This window comes from Pseudomonas sp. PI1 (assembly GCF_000812405.1).
In the GTDB taxonomy this organism is placed as follows: Bacteria; Pseudomonadota; Gammaproteobacteria; order Pseudomonadales; family Pseudomonadaceae; genus Pseudomonas; species Pseudomonas citronellolis.
The window spans coordinates 1-18,943 of sequence record NZ_JWMC01000056.1 but is presented as its reverse complement, the minus strand read 5'-3'; the positions used below and the strand labels follow the sequence as shown (position 1 = coordinate 18,943).

Genomic DNA, 18,943 nt, shown 5'->3' with positions numbered 1-18,943 from the left:
GAAGCCGAAGCCGAAGCCGAAGCCGAAGCCGAAGCCGAAGCCGAAGCCGAAGCCGAAGCCGAAGCCGAAGCCGAAGCCGAAGCCGAAGCCGAAGCCGAGCCGCTGGTGGACGAGCCGCTGGTGGACGAGCCGCCGCTGCCGATCGTCGACGAGAGCGAATCCGAGCCCGAGCCCGAGCCCGAGCAGGAGCCGGAGACCGAAGGCACGGCGCCCGAGGCGGTCGACCCGGTGCTGGAGGAAATCGACCTCGCCACCTTCCTCCATGAGGCGGAAAGCGATCCCAGCGCCCAGGCCCTGGAGCAGTCCGACGACGTCGAGCCCGCGGCGGAACCGGCGTTCGAACCGCTGGAAGTGCACGACCAGGAACTGGTGGACATCTTCCTCGAAGAAGGCTTCGACATCCTGGAAAGCGCGGCCGGTGCGCTGCAACGCTGGATGGGCAACGTCGACAACGGCGTCGAACTCGAAGCCCTGCAGCGCGACCTGCATACCCTCAAGGGCGGCGCGCGCATGGCCGAGATCCGCCCCATCGGCGACCTCGCCCACGAACTGGAATACCTCTACGAAGGCCTCTGCGGCGGGCGCCTGCGCGCAAGCGACGGGCTCTTCGCTCTGCTCCAGCGTTGCCACGACCGCCTGGCGGAAATGCTCGAGGCGGTGCAGGGCCGGCAGCCGGTTCCCGAGGGCGAGTCGCTGATCGCGGCGATCCGCGACTTCCGCGCCAACCCCGACGAACAGCTGAGCATGCCCAGCAGCGTCAGCCTGCAGCCGCTGGTGCCGTCGCTGCTGGCCGGCGACGAGCCGGCAGCGGACATCATCGACATCTTCCTGGAAGAGGCCGACGACCTGCTCGAAGGCATGGAGCACGCCCTGGGCCGCTGGGACGCCGATGGCGACCACGGCGCCCTCGACGAGCTGCTGCGCATCCTCCACACCCTCAAGGGCGGTGCGCGGCTGGCCGGGCAGAACGCCCTCGGCGACCTCGCCCACGACCTCGAGGAGCACCTCACCGAAGCCCAGCGCCAGGGCGCGCCCTGGCCGGACAGCCTGCTGCTCGACGTGCAGTCCGGCTTCGACGGCCTGCAGAACGAAGTGGACCACCTGCGCCAGCAGGTCGGCGAGGCCGATGCCGCCGCGGAAAGCGCCGCGGCCGTCACGCCGCCGCCCGCCAGCGAGCCGGAGCCGGTCGAGCCGCCGCTGCCGGTCCTGGCCGCCGGCGCCATCATGGCCGTCGCCGAGCCGCCGCGCAGCGAGGCGCCCAAGGTCCTGCCCTTTGTCCAGCGCGCCCAGGAGGCCGCGCAGCAGGCCGCCGCGCGGCGCGCCCCGCAGGAGCTGGTGAAGGTCCCGGCGCCGCTGCTGGAGAACCTGGTCAACCTGGCCGGCGAAACCTCCATCTTCCGGGGCCGCGTCGAGCAACAGGTGAGCGACGTCGGCTCCACCCTCACGGAGATGGACGCCACCATCGAGCGGGTGCGCGACCAGTTGCGCCGCCTCGACACCGAGACCCAGGCGCAGATCCTCTCGCGCCACCAGGCCGACGCCGAGCGCGCCGGCTACGAAGACTTCGACCCGCTGGAGATGGACCGCTACTCGCAGCTGCAGCAGCTGTCCCGCGCGCTGTTCGAGTCCGCCTCCGACCTGTTCGACCTCAAGGAAACCCTGGCCGCGAAGAACCGCGACGCCGAGACCCTGCTGCTGCAGCAGGCGCGGGTCAACACCGAGCTGCAGGAAGGCCTGATGCGTACCCGCATGGTGCCCTTCGACCGCCTGGTGCCGCGCCTGCGGCGCATCGTCCGGCAGGTCGCCGGCGAGCTGGGCAAGCAGGTGGAGTTCATCGTCGGCAACGCCGAAGGGGAAATGGACCGCACCGTGCTGGAGCGCATAGTCGCGCCCCTGGAGCACATGCTGCGCAACGCCGTCGACCACGGCATCGAATCCGCCGACGCGCGCCGCGCCGCCGGCAAGCCGGAGGCCGGCAGCATCCGCCTGGAGCTGGGCCGCGAGGGGGGCGACATCCTCCTCAGCCTGGCCGACGACGGCGGCGGCATCCGCCTCGACGCGGTGCGCCGCAAGGCCGTCGAACGCGGCTTGATGGCGACCGATGCCGAGCTTTCCGACCATGAGGTGCTGCAGTTCATCCTCGAGGCCGGCTTCAGCACCGCCGAGAAGCTCACGCAGATTTCCGGGCGCGGCGTCGGCCTGGACGTGGTCAACGCCGAGGTCAAGCAGCTCGGCGGTTCCATGAGCATCCACTCGGAGACGGGGCAGGGCACCCGCTTCGCCATCCGCCTGCCCTTCACCGTATCGGTGAACCGCGCGCTCATGGTGCTTTCCGGCGAGGACCTGTACGCCGTGCCGCTGAACACCATCGAGGGCATCGTGCGCGTCTCGCCCTACGAGCTGGAGGCCCTCTACGAGGAGGGCGGCAAGCAGGGCCATGCGCCGCACTTCGAATATGCCGGGCAGGACTACGAGCTGAAATACCTGGGCGATCTGCTGAACAACGGCCAGCAGCCCAAGCTGGTGGGCCAGTCGTTGCCGTTGCCGGTGATCCTGGTGCGCTCCGCGGAACACGCGGTGGCGGTGCAGGTGGACGCCCTGGCCGGCTCCCGCGAGATCGTGGTGAAGAGCCTGGGCGCGCAGTTCGCCGGGGTCAGCGGCATCTCCGGGGCGACCATCCTCGGCGACGGCCGCGTGGTGGTGATCCTCGACCTGCTGGCGACCATCCGCGCCCGCCTGGCCAGCCTCGCCCTGCATGCCCAGCCGCGCCGCGCGCTGCCCAATGCGCCGCAGGCGGACAGCGAGCAGCAGCGCCCGACCCTGGTCATGGTGGTGGACGACTCGGTCACCGTGCGCAAGGTCACCAGCCGCCTGCTGGAACGCAACGGCATGAACGTGCTGACCGCCAAGGACGGGGTGGACGCCATCGCCCAGCTGCAGGAACACAAGCCCGACATCATGCTGCTGGACATCGAGATGCCGCGCATGGACGGCTTCGAGGTGGCCACCCTGGTGCGCCACGACGAGCGCCTGAAGGACCTGCCGATCATCATGATCACCTCGCGCACCGGCGAGAAGCACCGCGAGCGGGCCCTGGCCATCGGCGTCAACCGCTACCTGGGCAAGCCCTACCAGGAGTCCGAGCTGCTCGACAGCATCCAGGCGCTGGTGACCGTCCATGCCTGAGCAGAGCGGCGCAAGGATCGCGATCATCGCCGACACCTCGCTGCAGCGCCACGTGCTGCAGCAGGCGCTGGCCGGGCATGGCTACCAGGTGGTGCTCAACGCCGACCCCGGGCGCCTGGACGAGGCCCAGCTGGCCGCCTGCGAGACCGACCTGTGGCTGGTCGACCTGGCCCAGCAGGAGGACACGCCGCTGCTCGACAACCTGCTGGAGCAGGCCCAGGTGCCGGTGCTGTTCGGCGAGGGCCATGCCCCCGAGCGGCTCTCCGAACACTATCCGCGCTGGGAACGGCGCCTGGTGGGCAAGCTGCGGCGCCTGGTGGGCGACCCCAGCGCCAATGTCGGCCAGAGCCTGGAGGCGCTGCTGAGCGAGGCCCAGCGGCCCAACCGCATCGCCTTGCCCGACGACCTGGCGGCCTCGCCGCTGCAGGTGGGCGAGCCGGCGCGCCAGGTCTGGCTGCTGGCCGCATCCCTGGGCGGCCCGGCGGCGGTCAAGGCGTTCCTCGATGCGCTGCCGGGCGGCCTGCCGCTGGCCTTCCTCTATGCCCAGCACATCGCCCCGTCGTTCGAGCAGAGCCTGCCGCAGGCGGTGGGGCGGCATAGCCAGTGGCGCGTCAACCTCGCCCGCGACGCCGACTGGCTGCGCTGCGGCGAAGTGGTGGTGGTGCCGGTGCAGCACGAGCTGGGCTTCGCCGAGGATGGCCGCATGCGCCTGGGCCAGCGGGCCTGGCCGGAGCCCTACAGCCCGTCCATCGACCAGATGATGCTCAACCTCGCCCAGCAGTTCGGCAGCCGCTGCGGGGTGATAGTCTTCAGCGGCATGTGCAGCGACGGCAGCGCCGCGGCCGCCTACGTGCGCCGCCAGGGCGCCGAGATCTGGACGCAGCGCGCGGACGGCTGCGCCTGCTCGAGCATGCCCGACAGCCTGCGCGAGGGCGGCTACAGTACCTTCTCGGCCGATCCGCGCGAGCTCGCCGCGGCGCTGGTCGAACACCTGGCCGCGCAGTGTGCGGCCACTGGAGTGGAGTCATGAGTGATCTTTCCCTGCCGCAGGAAGCCCCTGTGAACGGCACCCCTGCCAACCTCGGCGCCGACGAGGCGCCCGCCAGCCTGACCGGGCTGCTGGTGCCCCTGGCCGACCGCACCCTGCTGCTGCCCAACGTGGCCGTGGCCGAACTGATCGCCTACCGCGCGCCCCAGGCGCAGCCGGGCCTGCCGGCCTGGTACCTGGGCCAGGTGGCCTGGCGCGACCTGCGCCTGCCGCTGCTGTCCTTCGAGGCGGCTTCCGGCGGCGCGGCCCAGGTCGGGCCAGGGGCGCGGGTCATCATCCTCAACGCCCTGGGCGGACGGCCCCACGTGAAGTTCCTGGCGCTGCTGGCCCAGGGCATCCCGCGTTCGCTCAAGGTCGGTCCCGAGCTGCCTCGCGCCGAGGCCGAGCTGGCGCCGCTGGAACTGGCGGCGGTGAGCGTCGGCGACGACCTGGTGCGCATCCCCGACCTGGTGGCGCTGGAGCAGAAGCTCGCCGACGCCGGGCTGATCTGAGCCCCGGCCATGGCGCTGCGTCACGCCTGGCTGGGCGATGGCTGCGAAGTGGCCAGCGCGGCGCTGAGCGGGCACCGCTTCGACAAGCACAGCCATGACGAATTCGTCATCAGCGCCAACCTCTGCGGCAGCGAGGACATCTGGCTGGACGGCCGCAGCTTCCAGGCCGGCGCCGGCGACATCACTCTCTACAACCCGGGGCAGATCCAGGGCGGCGGCGCCGCCGACGGCCAACCCTGGCGCTTCGTCAGCCTCTACCTGCCGGAAAGCATGCTGGCCGCCAGCCTTGGCCTGCAGCGCCTGGCCTTCGAGCGGCCGCTGCTGGAGCATCCGCAACTGGCGGGGGAGCTGGCCCGTGCGGTGGAACTGGCCCTGTCCGGCGATACCTTCCTGCGCGAGCGCGGCGAGGAGCGCCTGACCCTGGTGCTGGCCGAGCTGGCGCGGCACGCGGGCACCCGCCCTCCGCCCACGGCAGCCCTTGGCCGGCGCCCGGTGGAGCGCCTGCAGGAACTGCTCGCCGCCAACCTCGCCGAGCCGCTGAGCCTGGAGGCCATGGCGCAGCAGGTGCAGGTCTCCAGGTTCCACCTGCTGCGGGCCTTCAAGCAGCACACCGGGATGAGCCCGCGGCAGTGGGCCATGCAACTGCGCACCCGGCGCGCGCTGGCGCTGCTGCGGGCAGGCGTCGCCGTGGGCGATGCCGCCCATGCCCTGGGCTTCGCCGACCAGAGCCACCTGACCCGTCACTTCCGCAGCGCCTACGGCATCAGCCCCGGCCGCTACCAGCGCACGCTGCGCGGCTGAAGCGGCGCAATCCGGTTCAAGTTTTTCCGCCATCGCCTGGGGAGAATGGGCGCATTCCCGCTTTCCGGAGTCCCGCCCCATGCTCGTCATCTTCCTTGCCGCCCTGCTGTTCGGCTTCGCCTTCAACATCTCGCCGGGGGCGGTGTTCAGCGAAACCCTGCGCCGTGGCCTGACCGGCGGTTTCCGCCCGGCGCTGCTGGTGCAGCTCGGTTCGTTGATCGGCGATGCGGTCTGGGCGCTGCTGGGGCTGACCGGCCTGGCCCTGCTGCTGGCCCACGAGCAGGTGCGCGTGCCCCTGACCCTGGCCTGCGCCGGCTACCTGGCCTGGCTCGGCATCCAGGGCCTGCGCGACGCCTGGCGCCCGCCGCTGGACGACCTGGAGGCGGCCACCAGCGCCGGCAACGCCTTCGCCTCCGGGGCGGCCATCTCGCTGTCCAACCCGAAGAACGTGGTCTACTGGGGCGCGCTGGGCAGCGCCCTGGCCGGCATCGTCGAAGGCGCCCCGAGCCAGGCGCAGTCGCTGGTGTTCTTCGCCGGTTTCATGCTCTCGTCGCTGATCTGGTGCTTCCTCTGCGCCGGCCTGGTGGACTGGCTGCGGCGCAACACCTCGCTGTTCTGGCACCGCGTCAGCTACGCCGGCTGCGGCCTGCTGCTGCTCGGCCTGGCCGGCCTGGCGCTACGCGGGCTTTGAGGGCGCGCGTCTGGCGCGCCAATCGCTACGGCGATGGGTATCGCTTCGCTCAACCCATCCTACGGGGCTTCGAACCCACCTGTAGGAGCGGATCCATCCGCGATCCGGCCGACGGGCCGGTTCCGGGATATCGCGGACGGAGTCCGCTCCTACGCTGTGCCAACCGCGGCGTTCCCCTGTAGGAGCGCGCCCTGCGCGCGAACCGCGGGCATGGCCCGCCACGATGGGGCCGGGGAGGCACGGTCGCAGGACCTTGTCCGCGATAGCCGAGGGTTCCGCCGGCTACCTCAGAAATCGCCCCACAGCTGCTGCGCCACGCTCAATGCCACCACCGGCGCGGTCTCGGTGCGCAGCACCCGCGGGCCCAGGCGGGCGGCGTGGAAGCCGGCGGCCCTGGCCTGTTCCACCTCGGCGTCGCTCAGGCCGCCTTCCGGGCCGATGAGGAAGGCCAGGCTGCCCGGGCGGGCGTGGCTGGCCAGGGGCTCGGCCACCGGGTGCAGCACCAGCTTGAGGTCCGCTTCGGTGGCCTGCAGCCATTCGGCGAGGCTGATGGGCGCGTCTATCTGCGGGAGCACCGAGCGGCCGCATTGTTCGCAGGCGCTGATGGCGATCTGGCGCCAGTGGGCGGTGCGCTTGTCGGCGCGTTCGTCCTTCAGGCGCACTTCGCAGCGTTCGCTGACGATCGGGGTGATCCGCGCGGCGCCCAGTTCGGTGGCCTTCTGGATCGCCCAGTCCATGCGCTCGCCGCGCGACAGGCCCTGGCCCAGATGCAGGCGCAGCGGCGACTCGGCCAGGCCGGCGAAGCTTTCGCGCAGCTCCACGCGCACGTTCTTCTTGCCCACCTCCACCAGCTCGCCGAGGAACTCCTGGCCGGAGCCGTCGAACAACTGCACGGCATCGCCGGCGGCATGCCGCAGCACGCGGCCGATGTAATGGGCCTGGGCCTCGGGCAGCTCATGCTGGCCGAGGGAGAGGGGGGCGTCGATGAAGAAGCGGGAAAGGCGCATAGGGGCTGGAAGCTGGAGGCTGGAAGCCGGAAGTCTACCCGCGGTGCGCTTCCGGCTTCCAGCTTCAGGCTTCCAGCTTTTTGGGCTAGCCCGGATCCCGATGATCCGGGTACAACCCGCTGACCGCCACGCTCACCGAGTCCCGGCAGGCGATGTCGATGCCTTCGCTGGCCACTTCGGCGAGGAAGTCGATTTCCTCCGGGGTGATCACGTAGGGCGGCAGGAAGTACACCACGTTGCCCAGCGGGCGCAGCATGGCGCCGCGTTCCAGGGCGTGCTGGTAGACCTTCAGGCCGCGGCGTTCCTGCCAGGGGTAGGCCGCGCGGCTGGTCCTGTCCTGGACCATCTCGATGGCCAGGGCCATGCCGGTCTGGCGGACTTCGGCCACGTGGGGATGGTCGGCCAGGTGCGCGGTGGCCGAGGCCATGCGCGCGGCCAGGGCCTTGTTGGCCTCGATCACGTTGTCCTGCTCGAAGATGTCGAGGGTCGCCAGGGCCGCGGTGCAGGCCAGCGGGTTGCCGGTGTAGGTGTGCGAATGCAGGAAGGCGCGCAGGGTGGCGTAGTCGTCGTAGAAGGCCTGGTAGACCTTGTCGGTGGTCAGCACCGCGGCCATCGGCAGGTAGCCGCCGGTCAGCGCCTTGGACAGCACCAGGAAGTCCGGGGTGATGCCGGCCTGCTCGCAGGCGAACATGCTGCCGGTGCGGCCGAAGCCGACGGCGATCTCGTCGTGGATCAGGTGCACGCCGTAGCGGTCGCAGGCTTCGCGCAGCAGCTTGAGGTACACCGGGTGGTACATGCGCATGCCGCCGGCGCCCTGGATCAGCGGTTCGACGATGACCGCGGCGACTTCCCGATGGTGCTGCTCCAGGGTGCGCTCCATGTGCTCGAACATGGCCCGCGAATGGGCTTCCCAGCTCTCGCCCTCGGCGCGCAGGTAGCAGTCCGGGCTGGGCACCTTGAGGGTGTCGAGCAGCAGCGACTTGTAGGTCTCGGTGAACAGTGCCACGTCGCCAACCGACATCGCCGCCACGGTCTCGCCGTGGTAGCTGTTGGTCAGGGTGACGAAGCGCTTCTTCGCCGGCTGGCCGCAGTTCTGCCAGTAGTGGTAGCTCATCTTCAGCGCCACCTCGATGCCGGAGGAGCCGTTGTCGGCGTAGAACACCCGCGACAGGCCCTCGGGCGTGAGGCGCACCAGGCGCTCGGACAGCTCGACCACAGGCGCATGGGTGAAGCCGGCGAGGATCACGTGCTCCAACTGGTCGACCTGATCCTTGATGCGCTGGTTGATGCGCGGGTTGGCGTGGCCGAAGACGTTCACCCACCAGGAGCTGACCGCGTCCAGGTAGCGCTTGCCCTCGAAGTCCTCCAGCCACACGCCCTTGCCGCGGCGGATGGGGATGACCGGCAGGCGCTCGTGGTCTTTCATCTGGGTGCAGGGGTGCCAGAGCACCTCCAGGTCGCGCTGCATCCACTCGGCGTTCAGGCCCATGGAAGGTCTCCTCTTGAAGTCGTCGGGCAAGCCTATGCAATGGGACATGGACGGACAAGGCGCGCGCCGCGACACACGGCAGAGGGTGGCATCTGGCCGGCCACTGGGCGCTGGCGTATGCTGCGCGCCTTCGCACCATGTTGGGGGATGCACGATGAAGATTCGATGGCTGCGCGCGGCCTCGCTGCTGGCGCTGGCGGCGTTCAGCGCGTTCGCGCTGGGCAAGGACAAACAGCCGACCGCGATCGTGGTCGGCGGCGGGCTGGCCGGCCTCAGCGCCGCCTATGAACTGCAGCAGTCGGGCTGGCAGGTCACCCTGCTGGAGGCCAAGCCGCAGATCGGCGGGCGCTCGGGCCTGGCCACCAGCGAATGGCTGGGCAACGCCAAGGCCCAGCCGACCCTCAACGGCTACCTGGACACCCTCAAGCTGAAAGCGGTGCCGGCGCCGGAATTCGTGCGTACCCCCAGCTACCTGATCGACGGCGTCTACTACAGCTCCGCCGACCTGAAGCAGAAGATGCCCGCCGTGGCCGCCGACCTGGAGCGCTTCGAGAAGTCGCTGAACGATCTCTCGGCGTCCATCGACGACCCGCTCGACCCGCTGGCCAACAAGACCCTGTTCGCCCTCGACCAGCTCAACGTCGCCCGCTGGCTGGACAAGCTGAACCTGTCGCCGACCGCGCGCCTGCTGGTCAACCAGCGCATCCGCTCGCACTACGACGAGCCGTCGCGCCTGTCGCTGCTGTACCTCGCCCAGCAGGGCCGGGTGTACCGCAACGTCGATGACCGCGACCTGCGCGCCGCGCGACTGCCGGGCGGCAGCCAGGTGCTGGCCCAGGCCTTCGTCAAGCAGTTGAAGACCATCAAGACCAACGCCCGCGTCAGCGCCATCGTGCAGGACAAGGACGGCGTCACCGTCAAGGCCGGCAGCACCGGCTACAGCGCCGACTACGCGGTGCTCGCCGTGCCGCTGCGCGCCCTGGCCCAGATCCAGCTGACCCCGGGGCTCAACGCCAGGCAGCAGGAAGCGCTGAAGAACACCAACTACGGCTGGCGCGACCAGATCCTGCTGAAGTTCAAGCGCCCGGTGTGGGACGACAAGTCGCGCCTGTCCGGCGAGATCTACAGCGACCAGGGCCTGGGCATGATCTGGGTGGAGCCCGCGCTCAAGGGCGGCGCCAACGTGCTGATCAACCTCTCCGGCGACAACGCCCGGGTGCTGCAGGCCTTCGGCGACCGGCAGATGGTCGACCAGGTGCTGATCCGCATGAACAAGTACTACCCGAAGATGCGCGGCGCCTATTCCGGCTACGAAATGCGCCGCTACAGCACCGACGTCAGCACCGGCGGCTCCTACCTGGCCTACGGCCCGGGGCAGATCAGCCGCTTCTGGCGCGCCTGGGAACAGCCGCTGCCGCGCGTCGCCTTCGCCGGCGAGCACACCGACGCGCTCTACCCGGGCACCATCGAGGGCGCCCTGCGCAGCGGCAAGCGCGCCGCCGCGCAACTGCGCGACCTGGCCGACGGCAAGAACGTCAGCATCCCCGCGCCGGCCAAGGCCAGCGAAGCGCCGGCGGCGCCGGCCGCGGGCGAGGGCAAGAAGAAGGGCGCGTTCTCCTGGTTCACCGACATGTTCTGAGCCGCGGTTCCCGCCACTGCCTGTGAAAAAGGGGCGCCTTCCAGCGCCCCTTTTTCTTTGGCGGCGAATAATTCCCGCGCCCGGGGTGTTATCTCGAAAGAGGCACAGAAGGCTCTGGAATGGTCGTTAGCCAGCGAAGCTATCTTGTGAATCGATGTTTCAAAGCAGTAATTTCCACTTTTATCCGATCGTTTTGCCGCTAGTCTTGATGCTCCGGCTTTATCAGGAAACCTTTCGATGCAATGGCGTAATTCGCCCTCCCGTTACGGTCTGGTCAGTCTCTTCCTGCACTGGGGCAGCGCCCTGGTGGTCTTCGGCCTGTTCGGCCTGGGCCTGTGGATGCGCGAGCTGGACTACTACGACACCTGGTACCACCGCGCCCCGGAAATCCACAAGAGCATCGGCATCCTGCTGGCCATCGCCCTGATCGTGCGCATCGCCTGGCGCTTCCTCAGCCCGCCGCCGCCGGCCCCGGCCAACCATGGCGCGCTGACGCGCAAGGCCAGCAAGCTCGGCCATCTGGCGCTGTACGGGCTGCTGATCGCGGTGATCGTCGCCGGTTACCTGATTTCCACCGCCGAGGGCAAACCCATCAGCGTGTTCGGCTGGTTCGACGTGCCGGCGACCCTGAGCGGGCTGCCCGAGCAGGCCGACACCGCCGGCGCCATCCACCTGTACCTGGCCTGGGCCCTGGTGGTCTTCGCCGTACTGCACGCCCTGGCGGCGCTCAAACACCATTTCCTCGACCGCGATGCGACCCTCACGCGCATGCTCGGCCGTTCCACGGATTGACCCCACCTAGCACCATATGGAGATCACCATGCTGAAGAAGACCTTCGCCGCCCTGGCCCTGGGTACCGCCCTGTTCAGCGCCGGCCAGGCCATGGCCGCCGACTACAAGATCGACAAGGAAGGCCAGCACGCCTTCATCGAGTTCCGCATCAAGCACCTGGGCTACAGCTGGCTGTACGGCCGCTTCGACGACTTCGACGGCGCCTTCACCTTCGACGAGAAGAACCCGGCCGCCGACAAGGTCAAGGTGACCATCAACACCAACAGCGTGAACACCAACCACGCCGAACGTGACAAGCACCTGCGCAGCGGCGACTTCCTCAACGTCTCGAAGAACCCCACCGCGACCTTCGAATCCACCGGCGTCAAGGCCGACGGCAAGAACGCCGAGATCACCGGCAACCTGACCCTCAACGGCGTGACCAAGCCGGTCACCATCAAGGCCGAGCTGGTCGGCCAGGGCGACGACCCGTGGGGCGGCTACCGCGCCGGCTTCCTCGGCACCACCACCCTGAAGCTGAAGGACTTCAACATCCAGCGCGACCTCGGCCCGGCTTCCCAGGAAGTCGAGCTGACGCTGTCGGTAGAGGGTGTGCGTCAATAAGACGCGATTGCAGCGAAACGCCGGCGCAAGCCGGCGTTTTCGTTACTGCGGCAGCTCTTCCTGGGCGTCCAGGCAGCGTTGCAGCAGGTGCGCCATGCAGCGCTGCTCCTCGGCATCCAGCGGTGCAAAGAGCCTGTCATGGGTGCATGCGAGAATTGCCTGGGCCTGGGCATGGACGACCTTGCCGGCCTCGGTGAGGAACAGCTGGAAGCTGCGCTGGTCCCCCGGGTTGCGCTCGCGGCGGACCAGGCCGCGGCTCTCCATCTCGCGGACCTTGCGGGTGATCAGCGCCTTGTCGCGGCACATCTGCCGGCCGACGTCCTGCAGGTTGATGAGGCCCTCGGCCTCGGCGATCAGCTCCAGCAGGCGGATGTCCGGCGGCGCCAGGTCGATGCCCTGGGCGAGCAGGCCCATCTGCAGCTGGTTGCGCAGATGCTCGAAGAGCGCCATCAGGTTCTCTGGCAGGTCGGGATTCACGGGACGGGTCATGGCCTGGACGGGGTAAACGGAATGTAAAGCCGATTGATCGGCCGATTCATTTTCCTTATTTTAGTTGACGCTATCAACTTTATGACAAGCCGCTCACGCCGAATGGGAATCGTCTGAAGCGCCCGCCATGGGCTAAAACGTTTCAGGTGGTTACCGACAAGGCTTTCGGTCGTTTACAAACAAACCTGAATGTAAGTATTTTGCCAGCCTTTCCGGCCCGGCTGCCGCCGTGGTGCCGGATGCTTTCGCTTACGAGGACAACGATATGCAACGAACGCCAGCCAAGCGCGCCCTGGTTCCGGCCCTGCTCGTCGCCATGGCTACCCTTGCCGGTTGCGGCAAGAACGAGGCCCCGCAGCAGGCGCAGACCCCCGAGGTCGGCGTGGTGACCCTGCAGGCCCAGACGGTGCCGCTGAGCACCGAGCTGCCCGGCCGCACCACGGCGTTCCGGGTGGCCGAAGTCCGGCCGCAGGTCAACGGCATCATTCTCAAGCGCCTGTTCAAGGAAGGCAGCGACGTCAAGGAAGGCCAGCAGCTGTACCAGATCGACCCGGCCACCTACGAAGCCACCTACCAGAGCGCCAAGGCCAACCTGATGTCCACCCAGCAGCAGGCCGAGCGCTACAAGCTGCTGGTGGCCGACGAGGCGGTGAGCAAGCAGCAGTACGCCGATGCCCAGGCCGCCGCGCTGCAGGCCAAGGCCGCCGTCGACCAGGCGCAGATCAACCTGCGCTACACCAAGGTGCTGTCGCCCATCTCCGGGCGCATCGGCCGTTCGGCGGTGACCGAGGGCGCGCTGGTGACCAACGGCCAGGCCACCGCCATGGCCACGGTGCAGCAACTGGACCCCATCTACGTCGACGTCACCCAGCCCTCCACTTCGCTGCTGCGCATGCGCCGCGAGCTGGCCGCCGGCAACCTGCAAAAGGCCGGCGACAACGCGGCCAAGGTCAAGCTGTTCCTCGAGGACGGTTCGGCCTACCCGCTGGAAGGCAGGCTGGAGTTCTCCGAGGTCTCGGTGGACCAGGGCACCGGCTCGGTGACCATCCGCGCGGTGTTCCCCAACCCCAGGCATGAGCTGCTGCCGGGCATGTTCGTGCATGCCGTGCTGCAGGAAGGGGTGAAGGACAAGGCCATCCTCGCGCCCCAGCAGGGCGTCACCCGCGACCTGCGCGGCCAGCCCACCGCCCTGGTGCTGGGCGCCGACGACAAGGTCGAGCTGCGCAACATCAAGACCGACCGCACCGTCGGCGCCTACTGGCTGGTCACCGAGGGCCTGAAGCCCGGCGACCGCCTGATCACCGAAGGCCTGCAGTACGTCCAGCCCGGCGCCAAGGCCAAGGCCGTGCCGGCGAAGAACGTCGCCCCCGCGCCTGAGGCCGGCAAGCCCGCCGCCTCGGACAGCCAGGGTTAACCAAGGGGTTTCGCAATGTCGAAGTTTTTCATTGACCGGCCTATCTTCGCCTGGGTTATAGCCCTGGTGATCATGCTGGCGGGCGGGTTGTCGATCCTCTCGCTGCCGGTGAACCAGTACCCGGCCATCGCCCCGCCGGCGATCGCCATCCAGGTCAGCTACCCGGGTGCCTCCGCGGAAACCGTGCAGGACACGGTGGTCCAGGTGATCGAGCAGCAGATGAACGGTCTCGACCATCTGCGCTACATCTCCTCGGAGAGCAACGCCGACGGCAGCATGACCATCACCGTGACCTTCGACCAGGGCACCAGCCCGGACATCGCCCAGGTCCAGGTGCAGAACAAGCTGCAGCTGGCCACGCCGCTGCTGCCGCAGGAAGTGCAGCAGCAGGGCATCCGCGTGACCAAGGCGGTGAAGAACTTCCTGATGGTCGTCGGCATCGTCTCCGAAGACGGCAGCCTGACCAAGGAAGACCTGTCGAACTACATCGTCTCCAACATCCAGGACCCGCTGTCGCGTACCGCTGGCGTGGGCGACTTCCAGGTGTTCGGTTCGCAGTACGCCATGCGCATCTGGCTGGACCCGGCCAAGCTCAACAGCTACCAGCTGACGCCCAACGACATCGTCACCGCGGTGCAGGCGCAGAACGTGCAGATCTCCTCCGGTCAACTGGGCGGCCTGCCCGCCTTGCCGGGGCAGCAGCTCAACGCGACCATCATCGGCAAGACCCGCCTGCAGACCGCCGAGCAGTTCGGCGACATCCTGCTCAAGGTCAACACCGACGGCTCCCAGGTGCGCCTGAAGGACGTCGCCCAGGTGGGCCTCGGCGGCCAGGACTACAGCATCAACGCGCAGTTCAACGGCAAGCCGGCCTCGGGTATCGCCATCAAGCTGGCCACCGGCGCCAACGCGCTGGACACCGCCAAGGCGATCCGCGCCACCATCGGCCGCCTGCAGGAGTTCATGCCCGAGGGCATGAAGGTGGTCTACCCGTACGACACCACCCCGGTGGTCTCCGCTTCCATCCATGAAGTGGTCAAGACCCTCGGCGAGGCGATCCTCCTCGTGTTCCTGGTGATGTACCTGTTCCTGCAGAACTTCCGCGCCACCCTGATCCCGACCATCGCCGTGCCGGTGGTGCTGCTGGGCACCTTCGGCGTGCTGGCGGCGTTCGGCTTCTCGATCAACACCCTGACCATGTTCGGCATGGTGCTGGCCATCGGCCTGTTGGTGGACGACGCCATCGTGGTGGTGGAGAACGTCGAGCGGGTGATGGCCGAGGAAGGCCTGCCGCCCAAGGAAGCGGCGCGCAAGTCCATGGGCCAGATCCAGGGCGCGCTGGTGGGCATCGCCATGGTGCTCTCGGCGGTGTTCCTGCCGATGGCCTTCTTCGGCGGTTCCACCGGGGTGATCTACCGGCAGTTCTCCATCACCATCGTCTCGGCCATGGCCCTGTCGGTGCTGGTGGCGCTGATCCTCACCCCGGCGCTGTGCGCCACCATGCTCAAGCCCATCGAGAAGGGCGACCACGGCGAACACAAGCGCGGCTTCTTCGGCTGGTTCAACCGCAAGTTCATCGACACCACCCACGGCTACGAGCGTGGCGTGACCTCGATCCTCAAGCACCGCTCGCCGTACCTGCTGCTGTACGTGGTCATCGTCATCGGCATGGCCTGGCTGTTCACCCGCATCCCCACCTCCTTCCTCCCCGACGAGGACCAGGGCGTGCTCTTCGCCCAGGTGCAGACGCCGCCGGGCTCCACCGCCGAGCGCACGCAGAAGGTGGTCGACCACATGCGCGAGTACCTGCTGGACAAGGAAGGCCAGGCGGTCAGCTCGGTATTCACCGTGACCGGCTTCAACTTCGCCGGCCGCGGCCAGAGCTCGGGCATGGCCTTCATCATGATGAAGCCCTGGGAAGAGCGCCCCGGCTCGGAGAACAGCGTGTTCGCCGTGGCCCAGCGCGCCCAGCAGTACTTCTTCAGCATCAAGGACGCGATGGTCTTCGCCTTCGCCCCGCCGGCGGTGCTGGAGCTGGGCAACGCCACCGGCTTCGACATCTACCTGCAGGACCAGGCGGGCGTCGGCCACGACGCGCTGATGCAGGCGCGCAACCAGTTCCTCCAGCTCGCCGCGCAGAACCCCGTGCTGCAGCGCGTGCGCCCCAACGGCCTGAACGACGAGCCGCAGTACCAGCTGCTGATCGACGACGAGAAGGCCAGTGCGCTGGGCATTTCGCTGGCGGACATCAACAGCACCATCTCCATCGCCTGGGGTTCGAAGTACATCAACGACTTCATCGACCGCGGCCGGGTGAAGAAGGTGTACGCCCAGGGCGAACCCGGTGCGCGCATGAGCCCGGAAGACCTGGCCAAGTGGTACGTGCGCAACAGCAGCGGCGAGATGGTGCCCTTCACCGCCTTCGCCACCGGCAAGTGGGCCTACGGCTCGCCGAAGCTGGCGCGCTACAACGGCGTGCCGGCCATGGAAATCCTCGGTGAGCCGGCCCCGGGCCGCAGTACCGGCGAGGCCATGGCGGCGGTGGAAGAGATCGTCCAGCAACTGCCCAAGGGCATCGGCTACTCCTGGACCGGCCTGTCCTACGAGGAACGCCTGGCCGGCTCGCAGACCACCTCGCTGTTCGTGCTCTCGGCCATCGTGGTGTTCCTCTGCCTGGCGGCGCTGTACGAGAGCTGGTCGATCCCGTTCTCGGTGATGCTGGTGGTGCCCCTGGGGATCATCGGTGCGCTGCTGGCCACCTCGATGCGCGGGCTGTCCAACGACGTGTTCTTCAAGGTCGGCCTGCTCACCACCATCGGTCTGTCGGCGAAGAACGCCATCCTCATCGTGGAGTTCGCCAAGGAACTGCACGAGCGCGAGGGCAAGCACATCGTCGACGCGGCCATCGAGGCCTGCCGCATGCGTCTGCGCCCGATCGTCATGACCTCGCTGGCGTTCATCCTCGGCGTGGTGCCGCTGGCGATTTCCAGCGGCGCCGGCTCCGGCAGCCAGCACGCCATCGGTACCGGCGTGATCGGCGGCATGGTCACCGCGACCGTGCTGGCGATCTTCTGGGTGCCGTTGTTCTACGTGGTGGTCAGCACCCTGTTCAAGGACAAGGCGTCCAAGGAACAGGCGACCACCGAGAAGGGGCATTGATATGAGAAAGTCCTTACTCAGCCTGGCCCTGGCGACCGCCGCGCTGTCCGGCTGTTCGCTGATCCCGGACTACCAGCGCCCCGAGGCGCCGGTAGCCCAGGCCTACCCCCAGGGCCCGGCCTATGCCGGCGCCCAGGGCGGCGGCGCGACCGCCGCCGCGGACCTCGACTGGCAGAGCTTCTTCAGCGACCCGCAACTGCGCCGCCTGGTCGAAGTGGCCCTGGACAACAACCGCGACCTGCGCGTCGCCGCGCTGAACGTCGAGGCCTACCAGGCGCAGTACCGCATCCAGCGCGCCGAGCTGTTCCCGGCGGTGAGCGCCGACGTGAGCGGCTCGCGCCAGCGCCTGCCGGAGCGGGTGTCGACCACCGGCAACGACATGATCAGCAGCCAGTACGGCGCCACCCTGGGCGTCACCGCCTGGGAAGTGGACCTGTTCGGCCGCCTGCGCAGCCTGCGCGATGAGGCCCTCGAGCAGTACCTGGCGACCGAAGAGGCGCGCCGCAGCACTCAGACCGCGCTGGTGGCCAACGTCGCCAACGCCTACCTGACGCTGCGCGCCGACCAGGCCCAGCTGCAGCTGACCCGCGACACCCTGGCCACCTACCAGAAGACCTACGACCTGACCAAGCGCAGCAACGAGGTCGGCGTCGCCTCAGCCCTGGACCTGCGCCAGGCGCAGACCTCGGTGGAAAGCGCGCGGGCGACCCTGGCGCAGTACACCCGCCTGGTGGCCCAGGACCAGAACGCCCTGACCCTGCTGCTGGGCTCCGGCGTGCCGGCCGACCTGCCGCAAGGCATGGACCTGGAGCAGCAGGTGCTGGCCCAGGTGCCGGCGGGCCTGCCCTCGGACCTGCTGCAGCGGCGCCCGGACGTGCTGGAAGCCGAGCACCAGCTCAAGGCGGCCAACGCCAACATAGGCGCGGCGCGGGCGGCCTTCTTCCCGAGCATCAGCCTGACCGCCAACGCCGGTAGCTTGAGCCCGGACCTGTCCGGCCTGTTCGACGCGGGTTCCGGCACCTGGCTGTTCAAGCCGTCCATCAGCCTGCCGATCTTCAACGCCGGCAGCCTGAAGGCCAGCCTGGACCTGGCCAAGGTGCAGAAGAACATCTACGTCGCGCAGTACGAGAAGGCCATCCAGACCGCCTTCTCGGAAGTCGCCGACGGCCTGGCCGCACGGGGCACCTACGGCGAGCAGCTGACCGCCCAGCGCGCCCTGGTCAAGGCCAGCGAGGACTACTACCGCCTGGCCGAGAAGCGCTACCGCACCGGCGTGGACAACTACCTGACCCTGCTCGACGCCCAGCGCTCGCTGTTCAGCGCCCAGCAGCAGCTGATCACCGACCGCCTGAACCAGCTCACCAGCGAGGTGAACCTGTACAAGGCGCTCGGCGGCGGCTGGCAGGAAAGCACCGCGCAGAAGCAGTCCAAGGCGCAGCCCAAGGGTTGAGACCATGGCCCACGAAAACGCCGCCCCCCGGGGCGGCGTTCTCGTTTGTGGAGCCCAGCGAACTGTCTCGCAGGTCGTGCCGAGGTGCTCTTCGTAGGAGCGGGCCCTGCCCGCGATTCGCGCGCAGGGCGCGCTCCTACAGGGGAATGGCGCGGATGGGGTTGCGCGGATCTCATCCGCGAATCGCGCCGGGACGTCCGGCTATCGCGGACAAGGTCCGCTACGACCGTCCCTCCCTGGAATTGTAGGCGGGCCCTGCCCGCGATTCGCGCGCAGGGCGCGCTCCTACAGGGGAATGGCGCGGGTGGGGTGGCGTAGGCGGATCTCATCCGCGAATCGCGCCGGGACGTTCGGCTATCGCGGACAAATTCCGCTCCTACGACCGCGCTTCCCTGGAATTGTAGGAGCTGGCCCTACCCGCGATTCACGCGCAGGGCGCGCTCCTACAGGGGAATGGCGCGGGTGGGGTGGCGTAGGCGGATCTCATCCGCGAATCGCGCCGGGACGTTCGGCTATCGCGGACAAATTCCGCTCCTACGACCGCGCTTCCCTGGAATTGTAGGAGCTGGCCCTACCCGCGATTCACGCGCAGGGCGCGCTCCTACAGGGGAATGGCGCGGGTGGGGTTGCGTAGGAGCGGATCTCATCCGCGAATCGCGCCGGGACGTCCGGCTATCGCGGAC

Annotated in this window: 14 protein-coding genes; 11 read left to right on the top strand and 3 right to left on the bottom strand. The window is 68.7% G+C overall.

Features of this window, described 5'->3' with window-relative positions; all coding sequences use genetic code 11:
* From RN02_RS18695 to RN02_RS18675, 5 genes are all read left to right on the top strand, one after another.
* The coding region (locus RN02_RS18695) for a hybrid sensor histidine kinase/response regulator (protein WP_236695205.1) at window positions 1-3,186 on the top strand (3,186 nt) is incomplete at its 5' end.
* Entirely contained in the window at window positions 3,179-4,216 is a 1,038-nt protein-coding gene (locus RN02_RS18690) for a chemotaxis protein CheB (RefSeq protein ID WP_009615262.1), read from the top strand. The genes RN02_RS18695 and RN02_RS18690, both read left to right, overlap by 8 nt.
* The gene (locus tag RN02_RS18685; RefSeq protein ID WP_009615263.1) at window positions 4,213-4,725 is read left to right on the top strand and encodes a chemotaxis protein CheW; all 513 of its coding nucleotides are present in this window, start codon (window positions 4,213-4,215) and stop codon (window positions 4,723-4,725) included. Before RN02_RS18690 ends, RN02_RS18685 begins: the two co-directional genes overlap by 4 nt.
* Window positions 4,726-4,734: 9 nt before the next feature.
* Window positions 4,735-5,526: an AraC family transcriptional regulator gene (locus RN02_RS18680; RefSeq protein WP_043315858.1), complete on the top strand. Its 792-nt coding sequence runs from the start codon at window positions 4,735-4,737 to the stop codon at window positions 5,524-5,526.
* Between the two features lie 79 nt (window positions 5,527-5,605).
* Complete coding sequence (locus tag RN02_RS18675; protein WP_043315856.1) at window positions 5,606-6,217, top strand: LysE family translocator; 612 nt, start codon at window positions 5,606-5,608, stop codon at window positions 6,215-6,217.
* Window positions 6,218-6,504: 287 nt separating this feature from the next.
* Here the strand turns inward: RN02_RS18675 and RN02_RS18670 are convergent, their stop codons facing one another.
* Both RN02_RS18670 and RN02_RS18665 read right to left on the bottom strand, forming a co-directional pair.
* Window positions 6,505-7,224 (bottom strand): 16S rRNA (uracil(1498)-N(3))-methyltransferase, encoded by a 720-nt coding sequence (locus tag RN02_RS18670; protein ID WP_009615268.1) that lies wholly within the window; start codon window positions 7,222-7,224, stop codon window positions 6,505-6,507.
* 85 nt (window positions 7,225-7,309) lie between these two features.
* Window positions 7,310-8,713: an adenosylmethionine--8-amino-7-oxononanoate transaminase gene (locus RN02_RS18665; protein ID WP_043315854.1), complete on the bottom strand. Its 1,404-nt coding sequence runs from the start codon at window positions 8,711-8,713 to the stop codon at window positions 7,310-7,312.
* A 154-nt stretch (window positions 8,714-8,867) separates the two neighbouring features.
* On the opposite strand from RN02_RS18665, the gene RN02_RS18660 reads away from it, so the two are divergent.
* From RN02_RS18660 to RN02_RS18650, 3 genes are all read left to right on the top strand, one after another.
* Window positions 8,868-10,352 carry a flavin monoamine oxidase family protein gene (locus tag RN02_RS18660; RefSeq protein ID WP_043269471.1) on the top strand — a complete coding sequence of 495 codons (1,485 nt, stop codon included), beginning with the start codon at window positions 8,868-8,870 and terminating at the stop codon, window positions 10,350-10,352.
* A 237-nt stretch (window positions 10,353-10,589) separates the two neighbouring features.
* Window positions 10,590-11,144, top strand: coding sequence for a cytochrome b (locus RN02_RS18655; RefSeq protein ID WP_009615275.1), 555 nt, complete (start codon window positions 10,590-10,592; stop codon window positions 11,142-11,144).
* A gap of 28 nt (window positions 11,145-11,172) precedes the next feature.
* Complete coding sequence (locus tag RN02_RS18650) at window positions 11,173-11,748, top strand: YceI family protein (RefSeq protein ID WP_009615277.1); 576 nt, start codon at window positions 11,173-11,175, stop codon at window positions 11,746-11,748.
* Window positions 11,749-11,790: 42 nt separating this feature from the next.
* On the opposite strand, the gene RN02_RS18645 is transcribed toward RN02_RS18650, so the two are convergent.
* Window positions 11,791-12,237, bottom strand: coding sequence for a MarR family transcriptional regulator (locus RN02_RS18645; RefSeq protein WP_009615279.1), 447 nt, complete (start codon window positions 12,235-12,237; stop codon window positions 11,791-11,793).
* Window positions 12,238-12,502: 265 nt separating this feature from the next.
* Here RN02_RS18645 and mexA point away from each other — a divergent pair, with 265 nt between their 5' ends.
* From mexA to RN02_RS18630, 3 genes are read left to right on the top strand one after another with little or no spacing between them, the layout of a single operon-like run.
* Complete coding sequence (mexA, locus tag RN02_RS18640; RefSeq protein WP_009615280.1) at window positions 12,503-13,651, top strand: multidrug efflux RND transporter periplasmic adaptor subunit MexA; 1,149 nt, start codon at window positions 12,503-12,505, stop codon at window positions 13,649-13,651.
* A 15-nt stretch (window positions 13,652-13,666) separates the two neighbouring features.
* A complete protein-coding gene (locus RN02_RS18635) occupies window positions 13,667-16,810 on the top strand; it encodes an efflux RND transporter permease subunit (protein WP_043315852.1) in 3,144 nt (1,047 codons plus the stop codon).
* A 1-nt stretch (window position 16,811) separates the two neighbouring features.
* Window positions 16,812-18,260 carry an AdeC/AdeK/OprM family multidrug efflux complex outer membrane factor gene (locus RN02_RS18630; protein ID WP_043315850.1) on the top strand — a complete coding sequence of 483 codons (1,449 nt, stop codon included), beginning with the start codon at window positions 16,812-16,814 and terminating at the stop codon, window positions 18,258-18,260.
* The last annotated feature ends 683 nt before the right edge of the window (window positions 18,261-18,943 follow it).